This window comes from Lunatimonas lonarensis, assembly GCF_000390185.1.
Taxonomy (GTDB): domain Bacteria; phylum Bacteroidota; class Bacteroidia; order Cytophagales; family Cyclobacteriaceae; genus Lunatimonas; species Lunatimonas lonarensis.
Map to the genome: position 1 here is coordinate 81,392 of NZ_AQHR01000073.1, position 24,388 is coordinate 105,779.

General features: G+C 46.0%; 19 protein-coding genes. 12 read left to right on the forward strand and 7 right to left on the reverse strand.

What is annotated here, in order from left to right; genetic code table 11:
• Positions 1-168: 168 nt before the first annotated feature.
• The 4 genes from dxs (at position 169) to ADIS_RS12295 (ending at position 5,158) form a co-directional block, all read left to right on the forward strand.
• Positions 169-2,085, forward strand: coding sequence for a 1-deoxy-D-xylulose-5-phosphate synthase (gene dxs / locus ADIS_RS12280; RefSeq protein ID WP_010854850.1), 1,917 nt, complete (start codon positions 169-171; stop codon positions 2,083-2,085).
• A 116-nt stretch (positions 2,086-2,201) separates the two neighbouring features.
• Positions 2,202-3,356 (forward strand): glycoside hydrolase family 5 protein, encoded by a 1,155-nt coding sequence (locus ADIS_RS12285; protein WP_010854851.1) that lies wholly within the window; start codon positions 2,202-2,204, stop codon positions 3,354-3,356.
• Positions 3,349-4,122, forward strand: a complete 774-nt coding sequence (locus tag ADIS_RS12290; protein ID WP_010854852.1) for an alpha/beta fold hydrolase — start codon at positions 3,349-3,351, stop codon at positions 4,120-4,122. Before ADIS_RS12285 ends, ADIS_RS12290 begins: the two co-directional genes overlap by 8 nt.
• A gap of 157 nt (positions 4,123-4,279) precedes the next feature.
• A complete protein-coding gene (locus tag ADIS_RS12295) occupies positions 4,280-5,158 on the forward strand; it encodes a mechanosensitive ion channel family protein (protein ID WP_010854853.1) in 879 nt (292 codons plus the stop codon).
• 303 nt (positions 5,159-5,461) lie between these two features.
• Here ADIS_RS12295 and ADIS_RS12300 read toward each other — a convergent pair whose 3' ends face one another.
• Both ADIS_RS12300 and ADIS_RS12305 read right to left on the reverse strand, forming a co-directional pair.
• Complete coding sequence (locus ADIS_RS12300; RefSeq protein ID WP_010854854.1) at positions 5,462-5,713, reverse strand: hypothetical protein; 252 nt, start codon at positions 5,711-5,713, stop codon at positions 5,462-5,464.
• Positions 5,714-6,145: 432 nt separating this feature from the next.
• A complete protein-coding gene (locus tag ADIS_RS12305; RefSeq protein WP_010854855.1) occupies positions 6,146-6,604 on the reverse strand; it encodes a hypothetical protein in 459 nt (152 codons plus the stop codon).
• A gap of 262 nt (positions 6,605-6,866) precedes the next feature.
• Here ADIS_RS12305 and ADIS_RS12310 point away from each other — a divergent pair, with 262 nt between their 5' ends.
• From ADIS_RS12310 to purE, 3 genes are all read left to right on the forward strand, one after another.
• Positions 6,867-8,660 (forward strand): MutS-related protein, encoded by a 1,794-nt coding sequence (locus ADIS_RS12310; protein WP_010854857.1) that lies wholly within the window; start codon positions 6,867-6,869, stop codon positions 8,658-8,660.
• Positions 8,661-8,724: 64 nt separating this feature from the next.
• The gene (locus tag ADIS_RS12315; protein ID WP_010854858.1) at positions 8,725-9,867 is read left to right on the forward strand and encodes a 5-(carboxyamino)imidazole ribonucleotide synthase; all 1,143 of its coding nucleotides are present in this window, start codon (positions 8,725-8,727) and stop codon (positions 9,865-9,867) included.
• A gap of 1 nt (position 9,868) precedes the next feature.
• Positions 9,869-10,384, forward strand: a complete 516-nt coding sequence (gene purE, locus ADIS_RS12320) for a 5-(carboxyamino)imidazole ribonucleotide mutase (RefSeq protein ID WP_010854859.1) — start codon at positions 9,869-9,871, stop codon at positions 10,382-10,384.
• A gap of 95 nt (positions 10,385-10,479) precedes the next feature.
• Here the strand turns inward: purE and ADIS_RS12325 are convergent, their stop codons facing one another.
• Positions 10,480-10,827: a DUF3127 domain-containing protein gene (locus ADIS_RS12325; RefSeq protein WP_010854860.1), complete on the reverse strand. Its 348-nt coding sequence runs from the start codon at positions 10,825-10,827 to the stop codon at positions 10,480-10,482.
• Between the two features lie 90 nt (positions 10,828-10,917).
• Between ADIS_RS12325 and ADIS_RS12330 the strand changes: the two genes are divergently transcribed.
• On the forward strand, positions 10,918-11,496 hold the full coding sequence (locus ADIS_RS12330; RefSeq protein WP_035805800.1) for a hypothetical protein: 579 nt from the start codon (positions 10,918-10,920) through the stop codon (positions 11,494-11,496).
• A 10-nt stretch (positions 11,497-11,506) separates the two neighbouring features.
• Here the strand turns inward: ADIS_RS12330 and ADIS_RS12335 are convergent, their stop codons facing one another.
• The 4 genes from ADIS_RS12335 to ADIS_RS22350 all read right to left on the reverse strand — a co-directional run bounded on the left by ADIS_RS12335 (position 11,507) and on the right by ADIS_RS22350 (position 17,621).
• A complete protein-coding gene (locus tag ADIS_RS12335) occupies positions 11,507-13,102 on the reverse strand; it encodes an FG-GAP repeat domain-containing protein (protein WP_010854862.1) in 1,596 nt (531 codons plus the stop codon).
• A 164-nt stretch (positions 13,103-13,266) separates the two neighbouring features.
• Entirely contained in the window at positions 13,267-13,704 is a 438-nt protein-coding gene (locus tag ADIS_RS12340) for a nucleoside deaminase (RefSeq protein WP_010854863.1), read from the reverse strand.
• 74 nt (positions 13,705-13,778) lie between these two features.
• Entirely contained in the window at positions 13,779-14,204 is a 426-nt protein-coding gene (locus tag ADIS_RS12345; protein ID WP_010854864.1) for a response regulator, read from the reverse strand.
• A 24-nt stretch (positions 14,205-14,228) separates the two neighbouring features.
• A complete protein-coding gene (locus ADIS_RS22350; protein WP_081634930.1) occupies positions 14,229-17,621 on the reverse strand; it encodes a PAS domain S-box protein in 3,393 nt (1,130 codons plus the stop codon).
• A gap of 207 nt (positions 17,622-17,828) precedes the next feature.
• Between ADIS_RS22350 and ADIS_RS12355 the strand changes: the two genes are divergently transcribed.
• The 4 genes from ADIS_RS12355 to ADIS_RS12370 all read left to right on the forward strand — a co-directional run bounded on the left by ADIS_RS12355 (position 17,829) and on the right by ADIS_RS12370 (position 24,350).
• Entirely contained in the window at positions 17,829-18,257 is a 429-nt protein-coding gene (locus ADIS_RS12355) for a hypothetical protein (protein ID WP_010854866.1), read from the forward strand.
• Between the two features lie 77 nt (positions 18,258-18,334).
• Positions 18,335-20,824, forward strand: coding sequence for a YbcC family protein (locus ADIS_RS12360; protein ID WP_010854867.1), 2,490 nt, complete (start codon positions 18,335-18,337; stop codon positions 20,822-20,824).
• Positions 20,825-20,827: 3 nt separating this feature from the next.
• On the forward strand, positions 20,828-22,705 hold the full coding sequence (locus ADIS_RS12365) for a proton-conducting transporter transmembrane domain-containing protein (RefSeq protein WP_035805803.1): 1,878 nt from the start codon (positions 20,828-20,830) through the stop codon (positions 22,703-22,705).
• 13 nt (positions 22,706-22,718) lie between these two features.
• Positions 22,719-24,350, forward strand: coding sequence for a SulP family inorganic anion transporter (locus ADIS_RS12370; protein ID WP_010854869.1), 1,632 nt, complete (start codon positions 22,719-22,721; stop codon positions 24,348-24,350).
• Positions 24,351-24,388: the final 38 nt, after the last annotated feature.

The window sequence follows — 24,388 nt, forward strand, 5'->3', positions numbered from 1 at the left end:
ATTGCTAATTTTGTGCGTATATTTAAGCTCAAAGATATTACAATCTCGCTAAATCTGCTTAAGTCAAATTAAATAACCACATTTGCGAGAGATAAGAGGCCTTTTACAGGTATAGTAAAACATTAACAGGCGATTGAAGTTTACTATTTTTACAAAGACACGCTCAATATGCAGATTCAACCTGGACCGCTCCTAGCTCAAATACAAACTCCCGAAGACCTTAAGAAGTTCGGAAAGGATCAGTTGGTACAAATATGTGATGAACTTCGCCAGTTCATCATCGATCAGGTATCCGTTTACGGAGGGCATTTTGGAGCTGGGCTGGGCGTAGTGGAATTGACCGTAGCGTTGCACTATGTGTTGAATACCCCGGATGACCAATTGATCTGGGATGTAGGGCACCAAGCCTATGGACACAAGATATTGACCGGCCGACGAGACCGGTTTCACACCAACCGGGTATATAATGGCCTGTCGGGTTTTCCCAAGCGAAAAGAGAGCCCCTATGATTCGTTTGGGGTAGGACATTCCAGCACCTCCATCTCTGCGGCACTGGGAATGGCGATGGCTTCAAAATACAAAAATGAGCTAAACAGGCAACACGTTGCAGTTATTGGGGATGGTGCTCTCACCGGTGGAATGGCCTTCGAAGCCATGAACCATGCCGGTGTTTCGGACAGCAACCTGATCATCATCCTGAATGATAACTGCATGTCGATAGATCCCAATGTAGGTGCGCTAAAAGATTACCTCACCGACATCACCACCTCCCGCACCTATAACCGGGTAAAAGATGAAGTCTGGAACCTATTGGGAAAAGTCAGTAAGTTTGGCTTCAGTGCGCAAGACGTGGTATCCAAGGTGGAGGGTGCCGTAAAATCGGCACTCCTGAACCAAAGCAATCTATTCGAATCACTGAACCTGCGTTACTTTGGCCCAGTAGATGGCCACGATGTAAACCACCTGGTAGAGATCCTAAATGATCTCAAGCATATACAGGGTCCTAAAATACTGCACTGCGTAACGGTAAAGGGAAAAGGATATGGCCCTGCCGAAAAGGATCAAACGAAATGGCATGCCCCCGGAAAATTCGACAAGATCACCGGAGTAATCGCCAAGAAAGTCCATCAAACTCCCCAACCCCCCAAATATCAGGATGTCTTTGGCCATACGCTGGTAGAATTGGCCAAAATGGACGATAAGGTGGTAGGTGTAACTCCTGCCATGCCGTCGGGATCGTCCATGAACATCATGATGGATGCTTTTCCAGACCGTTCATTCGATGTAGGAATTGCCGAACAACATGCCGTCACCTTTTCAGCTGGCTTGGCAACGCAAGGTCTCAAGCCGTTTTGCAATATATACAGTACGTTTATGCAACGGGCCTATGATCAGGTAATCCACGATGTGTGCCTACAGGAACTGCCCGTTATATTTTGTTTGGACAGGGCGGGGTTTGCAGGGGCGGATGGGCCTACCCACCACGGTGCCTATGATTTGGCCTTTTTTAGGTGCGTACCGAATCTTGTGGTGAGTTCGCCTATGAATGAACAGGAACTCCGAAACCTGATGTATTCAGCTACCCAGTTCAATGGGCCATATTCCATTCGGTATCCCAGGGGTCAGGGTGTAATGACAGACTGGAAAACACCTTTGGAAGAGATCCCCGTCGGAAAGGGAAGATGCGTACAAGAGGGTGAAGACGTCGCCATTCTTACCATCGGTCACATTGGGAACTACGTAACCCAGGCTACTGAAATGCTGACGAAAGACGGAATTGTTCCCGCGCATTACGATATGCGTTTCGTAAAACCCTTGGATGAATCGCTCCTACACGAGGTTTTTGGAAAGTTCAAGAAAATAATAACCGTAGAGGATGGTTGCCTGATGGGGGGATTTGGTTCGGCCGTGCTGGAGTGGATGGCCGATCACGAATACCATAGCCAGGTAGTTCGTCTTGGGATACCAGATCGGGTAGTGGAACATGGGGAACAGGAGCAGTTGCATGCGGAATGTGGGTTTGACGCAAAGGGAATAGCTGCTACGGTCAGGAAGATGTTGGCTTCGGTCGCCATCCCCTACTGAAACATCCCTACTTCAAAGCAGTCATGTAAATGAATCGCGTGTAGTTTCCCATAGGGGATTTGGCAATAATTTTTTAACTTGGCTTCGCTTGTGTGTTTAACCAAACCTAATTCGCCATGGAACCCAATAACCGAAGAAGCTTTTTAAAAAAAGCTACCCTGGCCACGACCTCGTTGGGGTTGGGGCTAATGGATCATTCAGCTGCTTTTGCACCAAAAAAAACCAAGAATAAGCTTCCAAAATGGCGAGGATTTAACCTATTGGATTTTTTTTCGCCTGAAATGGAGCGCGGGCGAAAAAACAAAGAAGAATACCTCCGATGGATGGCAGACTGGGGGTTCGACTTTGTCCGTATTCCCATGTCCTATCCCAGTTATCTAAATTTTGATCGGACCAAGCCAATCCGGCCGGACGAAGTACTAAACTTCGATGAGGAGCGGCTGGAAGAGATTGACCGATTGGTTGACCTCAGCCACAAATACGGGCTGCACGTCAGTCTAAATCTACACCGGGCACCAGGTTTTTGTATCAATGCCGGTTTTATTGAGCCCTATAACCTCTGGGAGGATGACGAAGCCCTGGAAGCATTCTGCGCCCATTGGGAAATGTGGTCAAAACGCTACAAAAACATCTCCTCCAAAAAACTGAGCTTTGATTTGGTGAACGAGCCCTACAAGCGTCAGGATCCCAACGATCAGCATTCGCCGGGGGGGCCTGTCCCGGTGGAAGAATACCGGAAGGTTGCCAAAGCGGCATTGGCGACAATCAAAGGAATAAACAAAAAGCGCCTGGTGATCGCCGACGGAAACGGAGGCGGAGGCATTGCGGTGCCGGAACTTGCGGATCTTGACCTACATCAAAGCTGCCGCGGATACTTCCCGATGCATATTTCCCACCACAAAGCCTCCTGGGTGTACAAAGATCCCGATTCCCTCCCGGATCCAAGCTGGCCCGCAGCCCACAACAACACCTACTATGGTAGGGAGCAATTGGAAAAACACTATGCTCCCTGGATAGAATTGCTCAAAAAGGGCGTGGGAGTCCACTGCGGAGAATGTGGATGCTATAATAAAACCCCGCACAAGGTATTTTTGGCATGGTTTGGCGACGTACTGGACATATTGCACGAAAACGGAATTGGGTTTGGGATTTGGGAGTTTTCCGGAACCTTCGGTGTGCTCAATTCGGGAAGAACAGATATTGCCTATGAAGACTGGTACGGGGAAAAACTAGACCGTGAAATGTTAAATCTCCTGATGAAATATGCCTGATATCGCCTATCACACCAGTGGAAGCGGAAGAGACGTGGTATTGATCCACGGTTTTTGCGAAACCAAGGAAATGTGGGAGCGATTCCAGTACACACTATCCGCTAGGTACCGGGTTTCCAGCATAGACCTACCGGGTTTTGGTGAATCAATCCTTAAAGGCACTTCCCTATCGATCGACGAAGTTGCGAAGGCCGTCAAATCCTCGCTGAGCGAGAATAATATTGTCAATCCGGTGGTTATCGGCCATTCCTTGGGGGGCTATGTTGCTCTCGCGTTGGCTGAAAGGATGGAAACCGGGCTAAGTGGCCTCTGTCTTTTCCATTCTACCGCACTGGCAGATGACGAAGAGAAAATAAAAACCAGAAACAAAACCCTGACCTTTTTCGAAAAATATGGCACCAAGCCATTTGTGGAGTCCTTTGTGCCACAGCTTTTTGCCGAAGATAAACGGGAAACCCTAAAAGATTCCATCGAACAGCTGATCGACCGCGCCAACAAGATCCCGGTAGAGGTGTTGATGGCTTATACCAGGGCCATGCGTGATCGTCCGGAGCGGATCGAGGTGCTTACAACCCAAACCCTCTCCAAGGCAATGATTGCAGGAGCGTTGGATACGGCCATCTCTGTAGAGAACAGTCGAAAACACAAAAAATGGGTTGACTTCTACCTAGAGCTAGCAGATACCGGGCACATGGGCATGTTCGAAAGACCAAACGAAACCCTTGCCTTTTTGGAAGAGTACCTGGAGCATTGTTTTGATGGTTGACCCTTCTTTCGCCAAGCTGGAAAATAAAGGAAAGATGGGAAACCAAGGCTAAGGAACTCCATTGGCCAAGGGTTTGTATAGAAAGAAAATAAAATGTTTTTTTGCCTACTGCCGGCAATGGGCGGGGCACCGATGTTTCACATAAACAAACAAATCAATGGAAGAAATTTTAGATGTAACCACGATGGAAAAAATGATCGAATCAGGATGGGAATTTGCGCTTGTCGCTCTTCCAAAGATCCTTTTGGCGGTTATTTTCTATTTTATTGGTAAATACGTCATCAAATTTATCATAAAAACGATCAATAAGGTTTTTGTGAAATACGAGATTGAGCCTTCTTTGGCAACTTTTCTCGGAAGTTTCTTAAATGGGGTTTTGTATGTCTTATTGGTATTGGCGGTACTGTCTACCCTTGGGGTGGAGGTCACCGCATTTATTGCTGTACTGGGTGCCGCTGGTTTAGCGGTCGGATTGGCCCTCCAAGGGTCTCTCGCCAACTTTGCCGGGGGCGTATTGATTCTTGTGTTTAAGCCCTTTAAGGTCGGAGATACGATTGAAGCGCAGGGAACCTTGGGCTCGGTTGAGCGAATAGATATCCTGTATACCACGGTTCGGAATTTTGACAATAAGGTGGTCACCATCCCAAACGGTACGCTGGCAAACAATAACGTGACAAACTTTTCACAAAAACCGACCCGGCGGGTCGATATGTCCATAGGAGTTGCGTATGGTTCCGATATCAAAAAGATCCGAAAGATTATTCTTGACACGCTGTCACAGGACGAACGTATTCATGCCGATCCGGCACCGGTGGTATGGTTCACGAACTTTGGGGATAGCTCACTGGACTTGACGGTGCGCTGCTGGACAGATTCGTCCAATCTTTGGCCGGTATATTGGGATAATATGGAGCGCTTGAACGAGGTATTTATTTCCGAAGGGGTTGAAATACCATTCCCCCAGCGAGATGTTCACCATATTTTTCCAGATGGAAAACTCTTGGTGGAAACAAAAAGCCAAAAGAACGAGCAGTAAACAAATTCCCCAAATTGAGGAAAAAGTGCCGGAGCCTCCACACTACCACGTTAAAGAGGCTCCGGATAAACCCTACTAAAAAAATAACCAACTGTCTAACTACCTTTACCTTCTTCACATCCCCTCAATCTCACGCACGTTACCCTCAACACAAACTACACATCCTACCTCACGATAGTTATCACTAAAATTGACATTAAAAAGTAAGCTGTTTTCAAAAATTACCAACCAATCACTTACATACCCTATTAAAGTTCAGCATCACGCCTTCGGTTTCTCCTTGGGAAATCAGGAGACGTCCGCTCAAGGGATCCGCTTTGCCCCATAGTGACTTAGCGTGGGCTGTATTTGTCTCACGTTTACCACTTCCTGTTGGACCAGTGTCAATGCAATGAGGTCAATCTCTTCAAAAATCGACAACACTTCACTGCCCCGTTCCGCAGAAATTGGATCTGGTAAATGGTTGGTTACGCTATCTTCGGAATGACAGGAGACTCCCAATACCAGAATACCAAGCACCAGTAAAGACTGGAAATATGTTCGGAAAATTTTCATCACCTTACCGTTTGAAAGGCGGCTGTTATCATTATTTCACAATAAAAATATTCGAGAATTTCCGAATTTCATAACAAAAAACCGCTTTTTTACGATTGAATATTGATAAAACATATATGTAGTTTCGAATTACAAAAAATTATGTTTGGATTTTTGAAATAGGCACTTTTATGTTTTTCCCATAAAAAAAAATGCCTGTTATTTTGGATTTCCTACTAAAACAGAGAAATAGACAGCAGAATCCATTCAAAATAGCTAGTTTTTTCTTTCGAAAGTATCACTTAAATGAACCAGGGAACAACCTGCTTTGATTTTGGAGTCAATTCTACATATTGTATGCATGAGGTAAAAATCTTGGCTATTCACTTACAAAGGAGACAGATAAGTCCTAAAAACCCATTGAACACGGAGTTGACTACCCATCAGGTGAACTCAATCAAGTTTTACGATTCTTGCCTGCTTTAAGATAAAATTGAGTTCATTGACGTCTGAATCGTTCAGCTGCAAAACTCCTCTTACCGTTACGACCTGATCAGTCTTTAGCTTTCTTGTGTAACGTTCCTTCAAATACACTACCGCTATACTCTCCGGACCAGACTGCCCGCAAAAGAAACATTCGGCCATGGGAAATTTGGAGAGAATCAGTACAGAGGATGGGGAAAGATCCAGCGGGATATAGAATCCCGTGAGTTCCACCTCCCGACCTTCCCATTGCCTAATTTCGTCGTTGAAAACCGGATACAGATAATAGAGTGCGTACTCCCTGTTGAGTTTCTCTACAAAACGTGTTTTTCCAAAAACGGCCCATAGGTTGGATTCATTGGAAGACTGCGCTGAAAGTGAAGAGCAGGACACCGAAATTATACAGAATAGAATGAATTTTAGGCGCATACAATCCGTTAATTTGCAAATACTTTTCACAAAGATATAGCAAAAAACCATTTATGCAACTATGTTGCATAAATGAAATTGTGTTGAAATGGCTTGCATCAAAAACCACAGAATAGTTCGTCCGGTAAATTTTGGATAATTTAGCCAACGTAAATAGGCTGCCTCGGTCGACGAAGAATCGATGTTGTTTCCAAAATCGTAACCGCCAAACAAAGGCCGTTATTGAAAGATGCTCTCCTTGCAATTGTAAGAAAACCAACCCATGAAAATCAATTTTAGCCTCTCCAATAAAATACAGCTCCTAGCCACCTGCAAGAAACGATTGGTTCTGCTAAGCACGCTTCGGGTAGTGGTATTTTTAGGTCTGCTGGCAGTTGCATTGGTAGGCATCTCAGAGCTTCCCAGCCTCCTGTTCCTCCTTTTTCCCCTCAGTGCGGTTTTCATCATTCTAATCAAGCACCATAACCTGGAAAAAGACAAGGAACAGTTTCTAAAAACGATCATTCTGCTCGAAGAAGAAGAAGAACTTCGCGCCGATCGTACGCTTAGCTCCTTCGATCCGGGCACGGAATTTTTGGAAAAAGACCATCCTTTTACTGCGGATTTAGATATTTTCGGACCCCACTCCCTTTACCAGCTTATCAACCATACCGTTTCCAAAGAAGGGAAAAATCTCCTAGCCACTTGGCTGAAAAGCAAAACCGATCCGGAAACTGCCAAGCGAAGGCACGGGGCCATGACAGAACTCAGCCAATACCCGGAATTTCTGCTAAAATTTGAAGGGCTGGGGAGAACGTTTCTTTCACGGGAAAAGTCAAAATCCGCGCTGTTCAATTGGCTAAAGAGTCCTAATCATTGGAACCAACTCTTTTGGGTGCCTGCCATAATCGGACCGGTAGGAGGCAGTTTACTACTAGTTCTCATTATCATGAAAATCCTTCCAGCAGCGTATTTGGGGCTATTTATTTTAGTAGGGGCTGGACTGTTGGGATTGGTCTTCAAGCCCTTGATGCATGCGATGAAAAACATGCCCAATGAAGGAGATCTTAAGACCTTCAAGTCCTGGGCCTATTTATTGGAAGAAAATAGTTTTGAACACCCTTACCTACAATCCCTTCAGGAACCTATCTCCAGCACCAGTTTTCATGCCTCCCAAGCTCTTGACTCGTTGGAGCAGCAGACCTTTCTGGTCCAAAACAGAGCCAACTTGATGTATCTGGTATTCAACATGCTGTTTTGGGTAGATTTCTGGGTACTGTTTCGACTGGAGACCTGGAAACGTATCTACGGAAACCAGGTTCAGCAGTGGGAATTTATCTTTCAGGAATGGGAAGCATTGATTTCACTTGCTGCACACAACGTAGCGGAGCGCCCCTCCACGGAGATCGAATGGACCCAAGAGGCAGCATGGCGGGTCAAAAATATCCGCCACCCCCTTATCTCTCCCAAAACCTGCGTCGGAAACGATTTTTCGTTGGGAAAGGACCAAAAGATTGTCCTTCTTACCGGATCCAACATGTCCGGAAAAACTACGTTCATGCGAACCCTGGGGATTAACCTGGTTATGGCTAACCTAGGGCTTAACCCACTGGCAGATTCATTTAGCTGCGGGCCTTTTCAACTATACACCAGCATGCGCAATGCGGACAATCTCGGTGAAAGCGTAAGCTCCTTTTATGCCGAACTGAACCGTATCAAGGGACTTTTGAGCCGAATAAACAGCGATGCTCTGGTGTTTTTCCTATTGGACGAAATCCTTAAAGGTACCAATACCGCCGACAGAATAACCGGGAGCAAGGCACTCATCGCCCAACTTATAAACTCCACTTCAAAGGGGATCATATCTACCCACGACATGGAGCTAACCAAACTGGAAGGAGAACTTCCCGGCCTTGAAAACCGCAGTTTTCACCACGAAATAAAAGCCGATGAGATCCATTTCGACTACAAAATCAAACCAGGAAGCTGCCCCAATTTCAACGCCCAAAAACTGATGGAACTCATGGGTATCGTCGTCTCGCCCATCAAAACGATGCCAAAACAGGAGAGCTTATGAGCGGTTTCAGTGGTCTTTTGGGTTAATATCCGTAATTTCGGGCTTTCCTACGATGAACAACGCGATGGCACAACAAAACTACCAACAGAAAACCCTGGGAATACTGGGTGGTGGACAACTTGGGCGAATGGTCATTCAATCGGCCATCAACTATAACCTGAGCATCCATATACTGGATCCGGATGAAAATGCGCCCTGCAGGCGTATTTGCCAAAAGTTTACACAGGGAAATCTCAAGGATTTTGATACGGTATATAACTTTGGTAGAGAGGTTGACATAATCACCATTGAAATCGAGCACGTCAACACGCAAGCCCTAAAAAAGCTGGAAGCCGAAGGAAAAAAGGTCTTTCCACAGCCACATATCATAGAACTCATCCAGGACAAACGAAGCCAAAAACAATTTTATAGAGAAAACGGCCTTCCTACCTCGGAATTCGTCCTGGTGGAGGGAAAGGGAGACATCGCCCAGCACCTGGATTTTTTGCCGGCAGTAAATAAACTGGGCAAAGAAGGATACGATGGACGCGGCGTACAATTGATCCCCTCGGCAGAAGATATCGACAAGGCCTTCGATGCGCCGGGATTATTGGAAAAGTTCGTAGACTTTGAAAAAGAATTGGCCGTCATCGTGGCAAGAACCGAGAATGGTTCCCTATGCGCATTTCCTTCGGTTGAATGTGCGTTCCATCCCGAGCACAATCTGGTGGAGTTCTTGTTTTCACCTGCTGACGTTCCGGATGCAATCGCCCATAGGGCAGAAAAGCTGGCAATTGAGGTTATTGAAAAACTGGGGATGGTTGGCCTACTGGCGGTGGAGCTGTTTGTAACCAAAACAGGTGAGGTTTTGATCAATGAAATTGCCCCCAGACCGCATAACAGTGGGCATCATACCATCGAGGCAAACTTCACCTCCCAGTTTGAGCAACACCTTCGCTCTATCCTGGGCATGCCATTGGGAGATACGGGTATCCGCAGTGGCGCCGCGATGGTAAACCTTCTTGGAGAGGCTGGATATTCAGGGGATGCTTATGTAGAAGGGATGGACGATGCACTAGCCGAAAAGGGAGTATACATCCATCTTTACGGAAAGAAAATCACCAAGCCATTCAGAAAAATGGGCCATGTTACCATTTTGGAAAATGACCTGGGTCAATTGAAAGAAAAAGCACTTAGATTAAAGGATACCATCAAAATAAAAGCATGATATGAGCGCACAGGTAGGAATCATCATGGGAAGCCAATCGGATCTTCCGATCATGGCAGAAGCGGCCAAGGTTTTGGAAGAACTTGGTGTCAGCTACGAGCTGACCATCGTATCTGCACATAGAACACCCGCACGCATGGTCGAATATGCGGAAAGTGCAAAACAACGGGGCCTCCGGTGTATAATAGCAGGTGCTGGTGGGGCAGCGCACCTCCCGGGTATGGTCGCCTCTCTTACCACCCTTCCGGTAATCGGGGTTCCGGTAAAATCCTCCAATTCGATCGATGGGTGGGACAGTATCCTCTCCATTCTCCAAATGCCTGCGGGAATTCCGGTAGCCACGGTTGCCCTTAACGGCGGCAGAAATGCCGGAATTTTAGCTGCATCAATCGTAGGTGCTTTCGATGAGCAAGTAGCTGAAAACCTGGCTTCCTTCAAGCAAGACTTAAAATCCAAGGTGGAAGACAGTGCCGAAGAGCTCGAGAAAAAAGGCTGGAAAGCGGTACTATCCCTGTAGCAAGCTTGGGGCATGGAAAAACCCCTCCAACAAAAGACTCCCCCGAAACGCCAAAAGACCAACGGGGGAGCTGATTATTTTTTGAAAAATCAAACTCAGAACGGCAGTATATCGTCGCCACTCTCATCGTTGAACGTCGTGACGTCCGGTTCAGAAACGACCGAACCTTTAGTGGGACTTCCGCCTTTGTTCACCTTCCACACCTTCACGTCCGTGTACCATTTTCCATTGTATTCCCGGCTCTCCAGTTCGATCCCGACGCTTACCTCTTCGCCGACCTTTAGATCAAACTGGTCAATTTTATCACCCCAAACCGTCACACAAACCTTTTTGGGATAGTTTCCTCCGGTTTCAATGACATAATCTCTCTTTCTCCATGTCCCGTTCCGTCCGTTACCAGACTGTTCTACCAATGCCTGTATCACTTTTCCACTTATTTCCATGGTCGTATATTTTTGATGAAGGAACGAAGGTAACCAAATCAAACCAAAAATTAAATCCAAATGAAATGCGATAATAGTTAGCTTTACAAAATGGAAATTTCGAAGCGTGAAAAGAGAATTTTTTTAATCCGTCAACTACTGAAAGGTTTCTTGTTTTTGGCGGTATTGGTTTCTTTATTTCTGGTTTTCGAAAAAATGTTTCCCGCAGACGAGCGGGAAGCTTTATTCGGAACGATTTACGACAATATTGGCCTAGTGATTACCATATTCGTGCTGTCGGAAATATTCTTTGGGATTATTCCCCCTGAGGTATTCATGCTATGGGCTCTCCGAACGGGTCATTTAGGGGGCTTTCTCTCAGGAATCGGCATGCTTGCAGCTATTTCCTACCTGGCGGGTGCCTTTAATTACAATGTGGGCCGGAGCATACGAAATACCGCCTTTTTTACCAAGATCCGCCGAATGTGGCTGAAAAAATCATTGATTCTATTCGAGCGGTTCGGCGGATACCTGATCGTGGTAGCTTCGGTCACGCCCCTTCCGTTCGCAGGTATTGCCCTTCTAAGTGGGGCGGGCAACGTAAAAGCAAAGACCTACTACCTGAACAGCATTTGGCGGATAGTTCGGTACTTTGTTTATGCGTTTGTCCTTTATGAGACCAGTCTATGAACTGAACAGATCATTTTGCCAGGTTCTCCAATATAAGATAGGGAACCCCATTTTTGGCCCAACGGTCAAAATAGTCCGAAAAGTCAGTCCCAAAAACCATGGATCCCAAAATGATGTCCAAATCCCCATCACCGTCCACGTCGCCCACATCCATGGCTATCCACCTACCTTGGGCCGGGTCTGTAAATGTACTGGCACTATAATTACCCTGTCCTTTGTTTTCCAAGTATACAAAGCTCTCCTCCGGTTGGTTCTTGTAGTCAGGAAAAAACGACATTGCGGCTATATCCAAATCCCCATCACCGTCAAAGTCGGCAGCAACGGCTTTGTAAGCTCCGTTTAACGGATAAAAAAAGGCTTCTGAAAAGTGATTGGTACCATCGTTTTCAAAAATCCGTATTCCATGGTACCCCTTTAGGATCGGATCGTAGTCCGCATTGTCTCCAGCGGTATAAAGGATATCCAAATAGCCATCGGCGTTCATGTCAACCAACTCAAAATAGCTTGATCCATAACTTGGCGGAAAAGAGAGAATCCTTTCTTCCACAAAATTCCCGTTGCCTTGATTATGGTAAATAAATATCCCCTCATCACCTTGGCCAAACAAGGCAACAATATCCTTTCTGCCATTTCCTGTAAGATCCACCATATAAGCCTTCGTTGCACCAGGCTGAGCTCTGAGTACTTGCTTCCGATAAATGCCGCCCTGATCCTTTTTCCACAAGGAAAGGGATCCTGTGTGCTTCCCATATTCACAGATCACGAGTTCGAGCTGTCCATCACCATCCAAATCACCCACGTCAAAGTGCACAGGTCGCTGAAGATCCTGTACCAAGATCTTTGCATCCCCACCTCGAACCTGTGGCAGGGTCATCAGGTAGCCGATATTCATATCGGTAGGGTTAAAAGTGCCCATAACCAATGCCAAGCTCAGGGTTCCCTGCTCGTAAATCCATGAGACCCCCTCCCGGGCAGGAGCATTGCGGCTGATTGAAAAGTTCTTGTCCATCACCGATAAACTGGACCTCCCTACGTCACTTACATACACTTTGTTGGGAGCTGCAATCTTTACAAGGGAGGTCATTGGGCTGTTGGCTCGATAGGGGGGTTGTCTCACCTTAAACTGGCGCAATCCAACGGAAATTTCCCTCTTTGGTGGCCGGGGCAGTGCCTCAGGGGCCTCCCCGAGATAGTAGCTCCTTATCTTATTGTAAAGCAGTGTGTCCAGCGTAGGCCGTAAGGGAAAAAGATTGGCGCGCTCCACAAACTGACCAGCTCTTCCCCCTTCAATGATACCCGCTCGGGTGTCTGCTGTCTCGTAGATACCATAGTAATGCCCCATACGATTGAGGATATAGGCTTCCCAGGTTTTCCGATCGAGTAAGTCAGGCTGGGGTAAGGAATGGCATCCCCCGCAATAACGCTTCGCAAGATCCGCCCCCGAAAGTTCGGACTGCTCCGTGACTGCAGGAATTTCAGGAGTTGCAGCAGGTTGTTGGGGATCGGAGAGGGATTGGTTTTCTGTTTTTCCACATGAACCTAGTCCGGCAAAAAATAGAAATCCCAAACTCAGTTTAAGCAGTATCTTCCGTAGGTAACGGTTCATGGAGTGATATTAGATTTTTACACTTAGCTAGCTGAATCCCCAAAATACGGATTCCTCTTCTTGCCCTAGGTGGATGCCTGGATCGGATTGATCGATTCACAGGGTAACGCTACAATAATACGGCTGATTTGGCAATGGTACTACTAACGCAAGGCATAAATCACTTAAACGCCTATGTCCTCATTCCAAAGAAATGGTTTTTCCTTGATAAATGTTTCCATCAATGCAATACTGGGCCCATGCTGAAGCACCTCTACCTCCACCCCTTGTTCTTTCAAATAGTCTTCCGACCCTAAAAAGGTAATGTTCTCTCCAATGACAACTTTTGGAATCTTGTACAATAAAATCGCTCCCGTACACATGGGACAGGGAGAAAGGGTCGTGTACAGAACGCATTCACGATATACAGATGCGGGCAGCCGACCGGCATTCTCGAGCGCATCCATTTCCCCGTGCAACACGGAACTGCCCTGTTGGACACGCCTGTTATGCCCTCTTCCGATGACCTTTCCCCGATATACCAACACGGAACCTATGGGAATTCCGCCTTCTTGGTAGCCCTTTTGCGCTTCACTAAATGCCTCTAGATAAAATGGATCCATTTTTACTTACCTTGAATTTTGAAAGGTATAACCGGGCAATACCATGCATGCTGTATAACCTACCTCGACCGAAACTACTTGGGCAACTTGCACAACTGAAGCCAAAACTCCTCAATCTGTAGGATGGCCTTCATAAAGTCCTCCATAGAAATTGGCTTTGTCACGTAGCTGTTGGTATAGTTACTATAGGCGGTCTTGATGTCTTTAGGGTTGGAGGAGGTGGTGAGCATGATCACAGGGATGGCACGAAGCACATCATCCTGCTTTATCTCCTGGAGCACCTCGTGCCCGTTGAGGATAGGCAGGTTGATATCCAATAATATAAGATCCGGCCTCTCTACTTCGGTATAATCTCCTCGCTTATAAAGAAAGTCCAGTGCCTCCTTTCCGTTTTTTACCACGCTTACATCGGTCAGAATTTTGCTTTCCTCAAACGCCTCCAGTGTAAGAATGATATCACCCTCGTTGTCTTCTACCAATAAGATGTGCGCTTTCTTCATGTTACTTATATTGAATTTTGACGGTTATTGCCGTGTTTTACGTTTACCAACCGTAAAGAAAAAGGTACTTCCAACACCAGGTTCAGACTCTACCCAGATCTTCCCTCCCCAGGACTCTACCTGTTTTTTGACGATGGGCAGACCAATGCCGGTACCGTCTTCTACGCCCCTACTGTGTAATTGTTGAAAGATAACAAATATTTTTTCGAAATACTTTTCCTCTATGCCGATACCATTGTCTCTGACACTGATTTGCCAACAGTCCGATTTTTCTTCCACAAAAATCTCCACCTGGGGAGGAACATCCTTTTTCCCGTATTTGACGGCATTGTCAATCAGGCAATGGAGGGTTTGGGTCAAGGGAGCCTTAAATCCGAAAATCGTAGGAAGGTTTGCCCCGGTAACAACGGCTCGACGATCTTCCAAAAGCTTTCTCCGCAACGCCTTGTATTCTTCCAGTAACCCTTCCAAGGAGATGCGTTCCGGCTCCTCCTCAAACTTTCCTGCCCGGGAGTATTCGAGCACATCTAATATGATTTGCTTCATTCGTATAGCTCCATCGACGGCAAAATCAATGTATTGGTGCGCCTTGGCATCCAATTGATCCCGATATTTTCTCTGCAACTGATTTAGGAAACTCGTAATCATACGCAGCGGTTCCTGTAGATCGTGCGAGGTGATAAACGCAAACTGCTCCAGTTGCTCGTTGGAAATCTCAAGGTCTCGGGCGTACTTCAATAGGGTTTCATTTGCCTCCTTCAGCCGAATGTCTCCCTCCTTCCGAAGGGTTACATCTTTAAAGTAAACCGAAAGCCCCTTCTTACTGGGGTAAGCGGTCACTTCAAACCAGCGCCCCAGCGGTTCAAAATACTCCTCAAAGTACTGAACTTCCATGGTTTGCTTGGCAAGGTGATACTTCTGATAAAAGGTGCCATCGATTGCCTCCGGGTATTTTTCCCATAAATTACTGCCAAGCATTTCGCTTCGGTTCCTAAAAAGGAACTTCTCTGCCTGCGCGTTCCAATAGGTAACCTTCCATTGGTTGTCCACCGCAAAAAAAGCATCACCAATGGACTCGAGGATCTGGATCTTTTCCTCAAATGCCTCCATAAGGATTCGCTCATTCTCTATCCGGGAATCGATATTCCGGTAGTAGGACGAAAGCCCACCCCCCGAGGGATAGGCGGCAACCTCATACCATGACCTAGTCCCTGGATAAAAATATTCGAATCGCTCTGATTTACCCGAAGCAACCACCCGCTTGTAGATGGTCTCAATCTCCGTGCCTTTGGCAGGTGCAAATTCCTCCCAAATATTCTTACCTATTAGGTCTTCTGATTTACGGCCCAACAGGTTTTCAGACTCTTTGTTAAAGAAGGTAAAATTCCAATTTTCGTCTACCGCATAAAAAGCATCGGAAATACTCCCGAGGATCTCTTCCAGCTGGTTGCGGGTAGATTTCATGGTGTGGATGTCTTGGAAACTACCAAACACCTTGACTGGCCTTCCATCTACCTCCTCACAACGTCCTATACACCTGATCCATTTTTCCCGACCGGCGTTTGTCTTTATCAGTAGTTCCTCGTCAAATTCAATACCCTCGCTAACCAGTCTGTCAATAGCCTGGCGTATTCGATCCTTGCTCTCGCCCACGTAAAACTCAAAGCCACCGGTGAGCGACGCACTGTAGTCTTCGTCGACCTCCAATATTCTACGCACCATGGGCGACCAATACACGTTGCCGACCTCTCGCTGTCCGGTTAACTCCAGCTCCCAACTTCCAATTTGTGCGATATCCGCTATTTCCTCGCTCAACCTTGCCAACTTGATTTCGGCGGTAATATCCTTGGCTGACCCGTAAATTATTTCCTCTTGAGGATACCGATTGCAGTGCCAGGATAGCCAAACAACCTGTCCCTGACGGTTGATCACGCGCAACTGACATTTAAAAGATTCGCTTTCTTTGCTAGCTGTAGTTAGGGCTGCTGTCATCCTGGGGATGTCTCCCGCATAGACAAAACCTGCCAAGGGCTTTCCTACGATTTCCGATTCAGAATACCCTAGCATATTACATCCGGCGGAGTTGATCGTGATGAAGTTTCCCTGGTAATCCAATATCGCGACCAGATCAGGAAGCGACTCAAACATGTGAAGCCGATCGTTTTCCATTCGCTTTCGAAAAATCTCCGACCCCAAAAAAAGCTGCATTGCATTAAAAACAAACTCATACTCCCTCATATTGGGAGTTGCATCAGAATTCCCAACCAACAAAACCGCTGTACACTGCTCATGGTACATCAACGGAACACCAAAAACAGCTGGTTTGTGGGTAAGAGGTTTCTCAAAATGGCTAAAACAGGAAGCCGTTTCAGAAGCATCCTCTGTATAAATTATGGTTCGATCCAACCATATTTTTCCGGGTAGACCGCTTCCTACATCGAGCGTTGGATCCACTGGGCTAGCCTCACCGGTAATGGGCTTGCTGAACGCATCAACTCTGGCCACTCGCCTAAGTTTATCTCCACGTATAGAGGGCAACCAAATCTCGGTAAATCCAAATCCCCCTAAATCCAAAATCATCCGGCAGGTCTCCGACAATGCGGGGTTCAGATCATCGGTAGTACTAAAGACCTCGGAAATTTTTGTAAAAAGGTCCTTTTGGATCTGCTCGCTCATCTCAGCAGTAATGTCGCGTACAATCCCTTCGAATGAAATAGGGCGACCGGACGCATCCCGATTTAGCCGACCAACTTCGCTTACCCATCTTACCTGCCCGTCCGGCAAAAGGATTCGATGGGGAAAATTAAGCTCTTTCCTTCCTCCAAAGGTTTCCTCCTGCTCGCGATCAAAACGTGCCAAATCCTGTGGATGAATGGTAGCATAGAACGCGTTAAAATCCAGCAGAAAATCTTCCCGTTTTCTGCCCCAGATTTCATATACCTTATCCGACCAAGTGAGGGTATTGGCATCCATTTCCAATCGCCAGTAACCAATATCGGCTATTTCAGAGGCAGCTGCCAACTTTTGCTCGGACAGCTGAAGCCTCAAAAGTTCTTCCTCCCGCTGGGTAACATCCTGACAGATAACCATCACGCAGGACTTATCCCGGAAGGTCACCTTATGGCCATTAATATCTACCTTGATCAACGAGCCATCCTTTTTTTGATGCGTAAACACTCCAAAATGAATGTTCCCCTCAATAGACTCAATGTCTTTATGCGCCTGTATCAGTTTCGGAACCTCTTTTGTTGGCCGCAAAGCCACAATGCTCATGGATAAAAATTCCTCTCTGGCATACCCATAATGTGACACGGCAGCTTGATTTACCTCCAGAATTCCAAAGGTATCCAACTCATACACCCACATGGGTAATGGACTTAGAAAAAAAAGACCACTGTAATCGTCGAGCCTATGCATTGGATAAAGTTAAAGGGGATACTTCCGTTAGGCTGTTATTATCAATGAAAGATAGCGCAAAATTCGGGTACGTACAACGCACCTGCATCTAATTTCAAAAAGTCTGTTCCTGTGATGTCGGTCACAATGGAATCCAAAAACTTGTTACTACCTTTGGCCTAAATTACGAAAAGGATGCCTACCATTTTCTGTTGAAATAGTAATTGCGTGGAAGATAGTCACAGCACCGGTAAAGCCATTTTTGGGCAAAAAAGCCGCACGGGCAATGCATCCGATTTTTTCTCGGGAGGCTATGCTGTCCTATTTCGCATTTTGGGCATTGTTCTTATAGCTGTCCTGTGTTGCCTTGGAAGCCACCATCCCATTGATTGTTTCAGCATACAGGAACAGGAAACCTATCAGCTGCCTGGAGAGGTTCCCTTAAAAATGACCTTTGCCGAATGGGTTGGTTTGGAAAAGGAAGAGAAAAACCCAGAGAATGAATTACCCTCCGCCAAACCTTGGTTGTCCCATCTAAAGCGCACTTTTTTGCTTTGCCGCGCTTCAGAGCCTGAGTTAACGACTGTTTCCGCGGGGGGATTAAAAAACCGCCCTCTCTACCTGCTTTTTCACAACCTGAAAATTCACCTGGCCTAGCCATCTTCCCATCCGGGAACCATTTTTGAATTGCTCCCGATTCGAACGTCTTTTTATTCAACTAATCAAACTACGCTATGGCGCATAACGTGTCATTTGATTTGGATCATGTCATCCATGAACTGGGTCATTATCTCCCTGCACAAGCTCCGCTGAAGGACTTTGTGCATCACAATACCTTGCATGCTTTTCAACACCTGCCTTTTCATCAGGCACTGCAAATGGCTACAGAAAATTTCGGATATAAAGGTTACTGGGGCTTGGATAAATTCCGGGAGCTTTACCACCAAAAGAAAATCAATCGGTTGATTTTTGAAAGGGTCATCATTGAACATAAAGGGCCCGATCAATTGGCTTATTGGAGCAATCTTTTGCTGCATAATCCTGTGCAGGAATATCCTGAGCCTAAGGTTGGGCAGATCAGAAAACTTTGGAGAACTGCTTACAAACTTAATTTGGATAAGGAGGTACATCAGGTTCTCTTTCGATTGGTCAGTGCCTATCTTGATCAGGGAATTGCCATCTGGAAGTTTCCTTTGGAAGGAAAGGGATTACTTGCAGGTATCAGGACGTTGGAAAAAAACAGCTTCAGTACCTTTATCAAAAGTGAACGTGCGAGAAACCTGCTCTTTGAAAAAAGCACCAGGTTAGTAGATTTGCTTCATCTTCTAGTAGGTAAAGAAAAATGGTTTGCACACTATCTTTTTGACCAACAGTTCGCCCATCCTGGTTGGTCGGGAATGGTAGCGGTGCTGGAACACCAGGAAAAATCTCTGTTGGATAAAAGGAAAGTTACCCTTCATGACCTGATTTTCTTGGAATGTATCCTTGAAATCGATGCCCTTGATAGGAGAAGGGGAGAAAAATGGTCTTCTCTGGCACCTGTTATCCCTGAGAATCTAAGCCCCTTTTTAGAACCTCCCAAAACATCTGAGTGGTTTGAAATCCACAGACTTTGGCAGGAGGCAATGGAATGGTCTTATTACGATCAGGTCATCAAAGGTCTGCAGCTAAGTCATGCATCTGATTTCAAAAAAGAAGCATCCTTTCAGGCCATGTTCTGTATTGATGACCGATCATGCTCCATCAGACGGTATGTAGAACGGTTTGCTCCTGATGCCCAGACTTTCGGTACAGCAGGGTTCTTCAACCTTCCCTTCTATTTCCAGCCGGAACACGGCAAATTTATGACCAAGGTCTGTCCTGCCCCAGTCACTCCAGCACATGTCATTAAAGAATCCGAGTCCAAAATCAGACACGAAAAGGATCCCCATTTCAGCAAGCATTCCAAAGGTATTTTCGGCGGTTGGGCCATCTCCCAGACGATGGGCTTTTGGTCTGCTTTGAAATTGGCGAAAAGTATCTTTTTCCCTTCAGAGACCCCTGCCATGGTCTCTTCCTTCAAGCACATGGATCCCAAAGGTAAGCTCAGTGTGGCATGTACCAACCCCGAACATAAACATCATGGGCTCCAAGTGGGCTTCACGGTTGAAGAAATGGCCAACGCCATGGAGGGATTGCTCAAAAGTATAGGGTTGGTGAAGGATTTTGCTCCATTGGTTTATGTGATCAGCCATGGAGCAAGTTCGGTGAACAATACCCACTACGCCGGATATGACTGTGGTGCCTGTAGCGGTAGATCAGGTTCTGTGAATGCACGGGTGGCTGCGGCCATTGGCAACAACATGGCGGTAAGGGAATTGCTGGCAGGTAGAGGTCTTGTAATTCCTGAAAGCACCCAATTTATTGGAGGCTTGCATGATACCACACGTGATGAAATGGAGTTCTATGATGAGGAAGAATTATCAGAGACCAATAAGATCCTGCATGAAAGAAATGTACAGACCTTTGAAATCGCGCTGGATTATAACGCCAAAGAGAGGTCTAGGCGGTTTCACACGATTGACTCTAGACAGAAAGCGAAAAAAATCCACGAACAGGTGAAAAAGCGGGCTTTGTCGCTCTTTGTGACCAGGCCGGAATGGAACCATGCCACCAATGCCCTCTGTGTTGTCGGAAAGAGGGAAAATAACCGACATCTCTTCCTGGATAAACGCGCTTTCCTGAACTCTTACGACCATACCATTGACCCTGAAGGTCAATACCTTTTTGGTATTCTCAAAGCAGTAGCACCGGTCTGTGGGGGGATTAATTTGGAATATTACTTCTCCAAAGTGGATAATGACAGATTGGGTGCTGGAAGTAAATTACCCCATAATGTGATGGGGCTGATTGGTGTAGCCAATGGAATGGATGGAGATTTACGTACGGGATTACCGCTCCAAATGGTCAATATCCATGACCCTCTTCGAATTTTGATCACGGTAGAGCATTATCCTGATATCCTGTTGAAAACCATTCAGACCCATGACGCTACCTATGAATGGTTTGTCAATGATTGGGTAAAATTGGTCTGTATCCATCCGGATAGTAAACAGGCGTTTGTGTTCAACGAGGGCGAGTTTGTGGAATACCAACCCATCACTTCCCATATCGCCGCCATCGATAACCTCGATGCTGTGCTGGAATCCTCTGCCGAAAACCTTCCTGTTTACCTCATCGCATAAATCATGGAACATCAAGTCATGATCAGTTTATTTGTCATGGTGCCACTGCTGGCATTCCTGATTTCACTGCTGCTGCCGGATACTCAGGAAAATAGTTTTTCGAGACTGGCATTTGTCACAGTAAGTCTGCAACTACTGGGAATCACAGGATACATCATCTATTGGATTATTGGAGGCATGATTCCGGTCAACATCCGTGAACTGGAACTATACAACAATGGTAGCTATCAGTTTCTGTTGGATTTCTATTTCGATACCCTCTCGGCTGTTTTCCTCTGGGTAGGCGCACTTGTGACCTTCTTGATCACCCGCTACAGCAGGTTCTATATGCATTTGGAGGAGGGTTACAAGCGGTTTTTCAATACATTGCTTTTCTTCTATCTTGCCTATAACCTGACGGTGTTGGCGGGAAATTTCGAAACCCTGTTTTTGGGTTGGGAAATGTTGGGGATTTCCTCCTTCCTTTTGATTGCCTTTTACCGGGACCGTTATTTGCCGGTAAGAAATGCAGTGAAGGTGTTTTCCATTTACCGGATTGGGGATATAGGGATTATCCTCGCCATGTGGGCAAGCCATCACCTTTGGCATGAGAACATCAGCTTTATCAAGTTGTTGGACAAAGAGCTGGTTTCTGAACAATTGGCTTCTCATGGAGGAATTGGGCTGTTTATCGCCATCTCATTATGGATAGCAGCAGCGGCCAAATCTGCACAGTTTCCTTTCTCCTCATGGTTGCCACGGGCCATGGAAGGGCCTACCCCTTCCTCAGCCATCTTCTACGGTTCGCTCTCGGTACATTTTGGAGTATTCTTGCTGTTACGAACCTTTCCTTTTTGGGAGCATCAGCTGACGGCCAGGATATTGATTGGTCTTTTGGGGTTGGTGACGGTTATGATTGCCTATCCTATCGCAAGGGTTCAGTCCACCATCAAAACCCAGATTGCTTATGCCTCTATTGCACAGATTGGCATCATGTTCATCGAGGTAGCCTTGGGTTTGCAGACCTTGGCCTTGATCCATTTCGCCGGCAATGCGTTCCTTAGAACTTACCAACTATTGGTGTCTCCTTCTGTGGTAGCCTATATGACACGGGATCAGTTTTACCACTTCAAAGCCCGTGAGATTACCCTTGAAGATACCTTCCCCAAAAGATTGGAGTATAGTCTCTACATCCTTTCGCTCAAGGAATGGAATTTGGACAAAATGCTCAATAGGCTGATCTTTAATCCGATCAAACGACTGGGGCGGAAACTGGATTTCCTGACACCCAAAAACCTGTTGTTGTATTTCCTTCCGCTTTATGCGTTGGGCCTGTTACTGTACTTCAATCAGGAATGGATACCTACCCTCATTCGGGGCTACCTACCTGGTTTCTTCGGATTACTGGGATTGATGATGGTCTTTAAGGCCTTCTCGGAAAGAGTTTACCCAAGATTGGCCTTGATGTTGGTAATGGCCAATCACTTCTGGATTGCTTTAGCAGTATCTTTCAATGAAAGCTTTGATTATAGTCAAACACTGATTTATCTCAGTGGCGTGGTGGTAGCGGGTGTGATCGGTTATTTGGCTTTGGATAGGCTGAGGAAGAAAGAACCCAACTATTTCGACCTAAACCAATACTATGGCCATGTGTATGAATATCCCAAGTTGGCCGTGCTATTTCTTCTGTCCGCATTGGGCGTCATGGGATTTCCGATCAGTCCAACCTTTATAGGGGTAGACCTGATTTTTAGTCACATCCATGAAGGACAGTATGTGTTGGCGGCATTAGATGCCATCAGTTTCATTTTCGGGGGTATCGCCCTGATCAGGATCTATGCGAGGCTGTTCCTTGGTCCGCACATCAAAAATTATCATTCTACTGCTTTAAAATCTTCTTAATCATTTAAGAATTATGAAAAACAATAAAATAGAAGTTCCATTGTCTGGAATTGCTGGACTTCGTGAAAATTGGAAATCAGATCTGGTATCAGGATTTCTTGTCTTTCTTATCGCCCTACCCCTATGTTTGGGTATTTCGATGGCATCTGGATTCCCACCCGTTGCAGGGATTTTCACCGCCATCATCGGTGGTCTAGTGGTAACCTTTTTGGGCGGTTCAAAACTGACCATAAAGGGACCTGCAGCCGGATTGATTATCATCGCCTTGGGCGCGGTGACTGAACTTGGTCAGGGAGAACCGATGTTGGGATACCGGTTGACATTGGGAGTCATTGTTGTTGCTGGTATACTTCAGGTGATTTTTGGCTTAGTAAAGTCTGGGATTTTAGCGGATTTCTTTCCCTCGGCTACAGTTCACGGCATGTTGGCTGCCATCGGAATCATCATTATCGCCAAGCAGCTGTTTACTATGATTGGTGTAAAACCGGAAGCTACTGAGACCTTGGAACTCTTTGCCGAACTCCCCCATGCCTTGAAAGAAATCAATCCGGATATTGCCATCATCGGTAGTATCAGTTTGTTGATCATGTTTTTGTTTCCTTTGTTCAAAAACAAGTTTCTCAAAAAGCTTCCTGCGCCGCTTATTGTGATTTTGGTGGCCATCCCATTAGGGATTTATTTCGATCTGGAACACGAGCACAAGTACCTTTTCTTGGATGGGCATGAATATACCCTGGGGCCAAAATTCTTGGTGACCTTGCCGGAAAACTTACTGAGTGCCATTACTTTCCCGGATTTTTCACAGGTATTCTCCATGGTTTCCATCAAGTATATCGTCATGTTTTCCTTGGTAGGTAGCCTCGAATCCCTGCTAAGTGCGAAAGCCATTGACAGCCTGGACCCTTACAAAAGAAAATCCAATATGAACAAAGACCTTGTTGGGGTAGGTATTGGAAATACCTTGGCAGGATTTATCGGTGGGCTTCCCATGATTTCGGAAATCGTCCGTAGCTCTGCCAATATCAACAATGGCGGTAAAACGGCATGGTCCAATTTCTTTCACGGCGCCTTTCTATTGGTCTTTGTGGCATTTTTCCCCTTGTTGATCCATCAGATTCCTTTAGCGGCCCTTGCAGCCATGTTGGTATATACCGGGTTCAGATTGGCTTCACCCAGAGAATTTTACAATACCTATAAGATAGGGCCTGAGCAATTGGCTATCTTTTTGGTGACTATCCTGTTTACGCTGGCCACTGACTTATTGATAGGAATTGGTTTGGGCATTTTGACAAAAATTATCTTCCATTTGGCCAATGGACTTCCGTTGAAATATGTATTCAAGCCTCTTTTTACGGTTGTGGAAAATCAGGAGAAAGGAGAATATACGGTGGATGTGTTCCATTCCGCTGTTTTCAGTAACTATATCAAGCTGAAAAAATCCCTGGATGCACTCCCTAAAGGTAAAACCATACATATTGACTTCTCCCATGCCAATCTGGTGGACCATACCGTCATGGAGAACCTCCACTACTATCAGCACGACTATGAACATCAAGGAGGGAAATTTTACCTAGAAGGAATGAGTCACCTTCAAAAGAAATCCGATCACCACCTCTCCAGTAGGAAAGTGTCGAGAGCGAAATAATCAAAAAAGGCTGCCCTTTTCGGACAGCCTCTATTTGT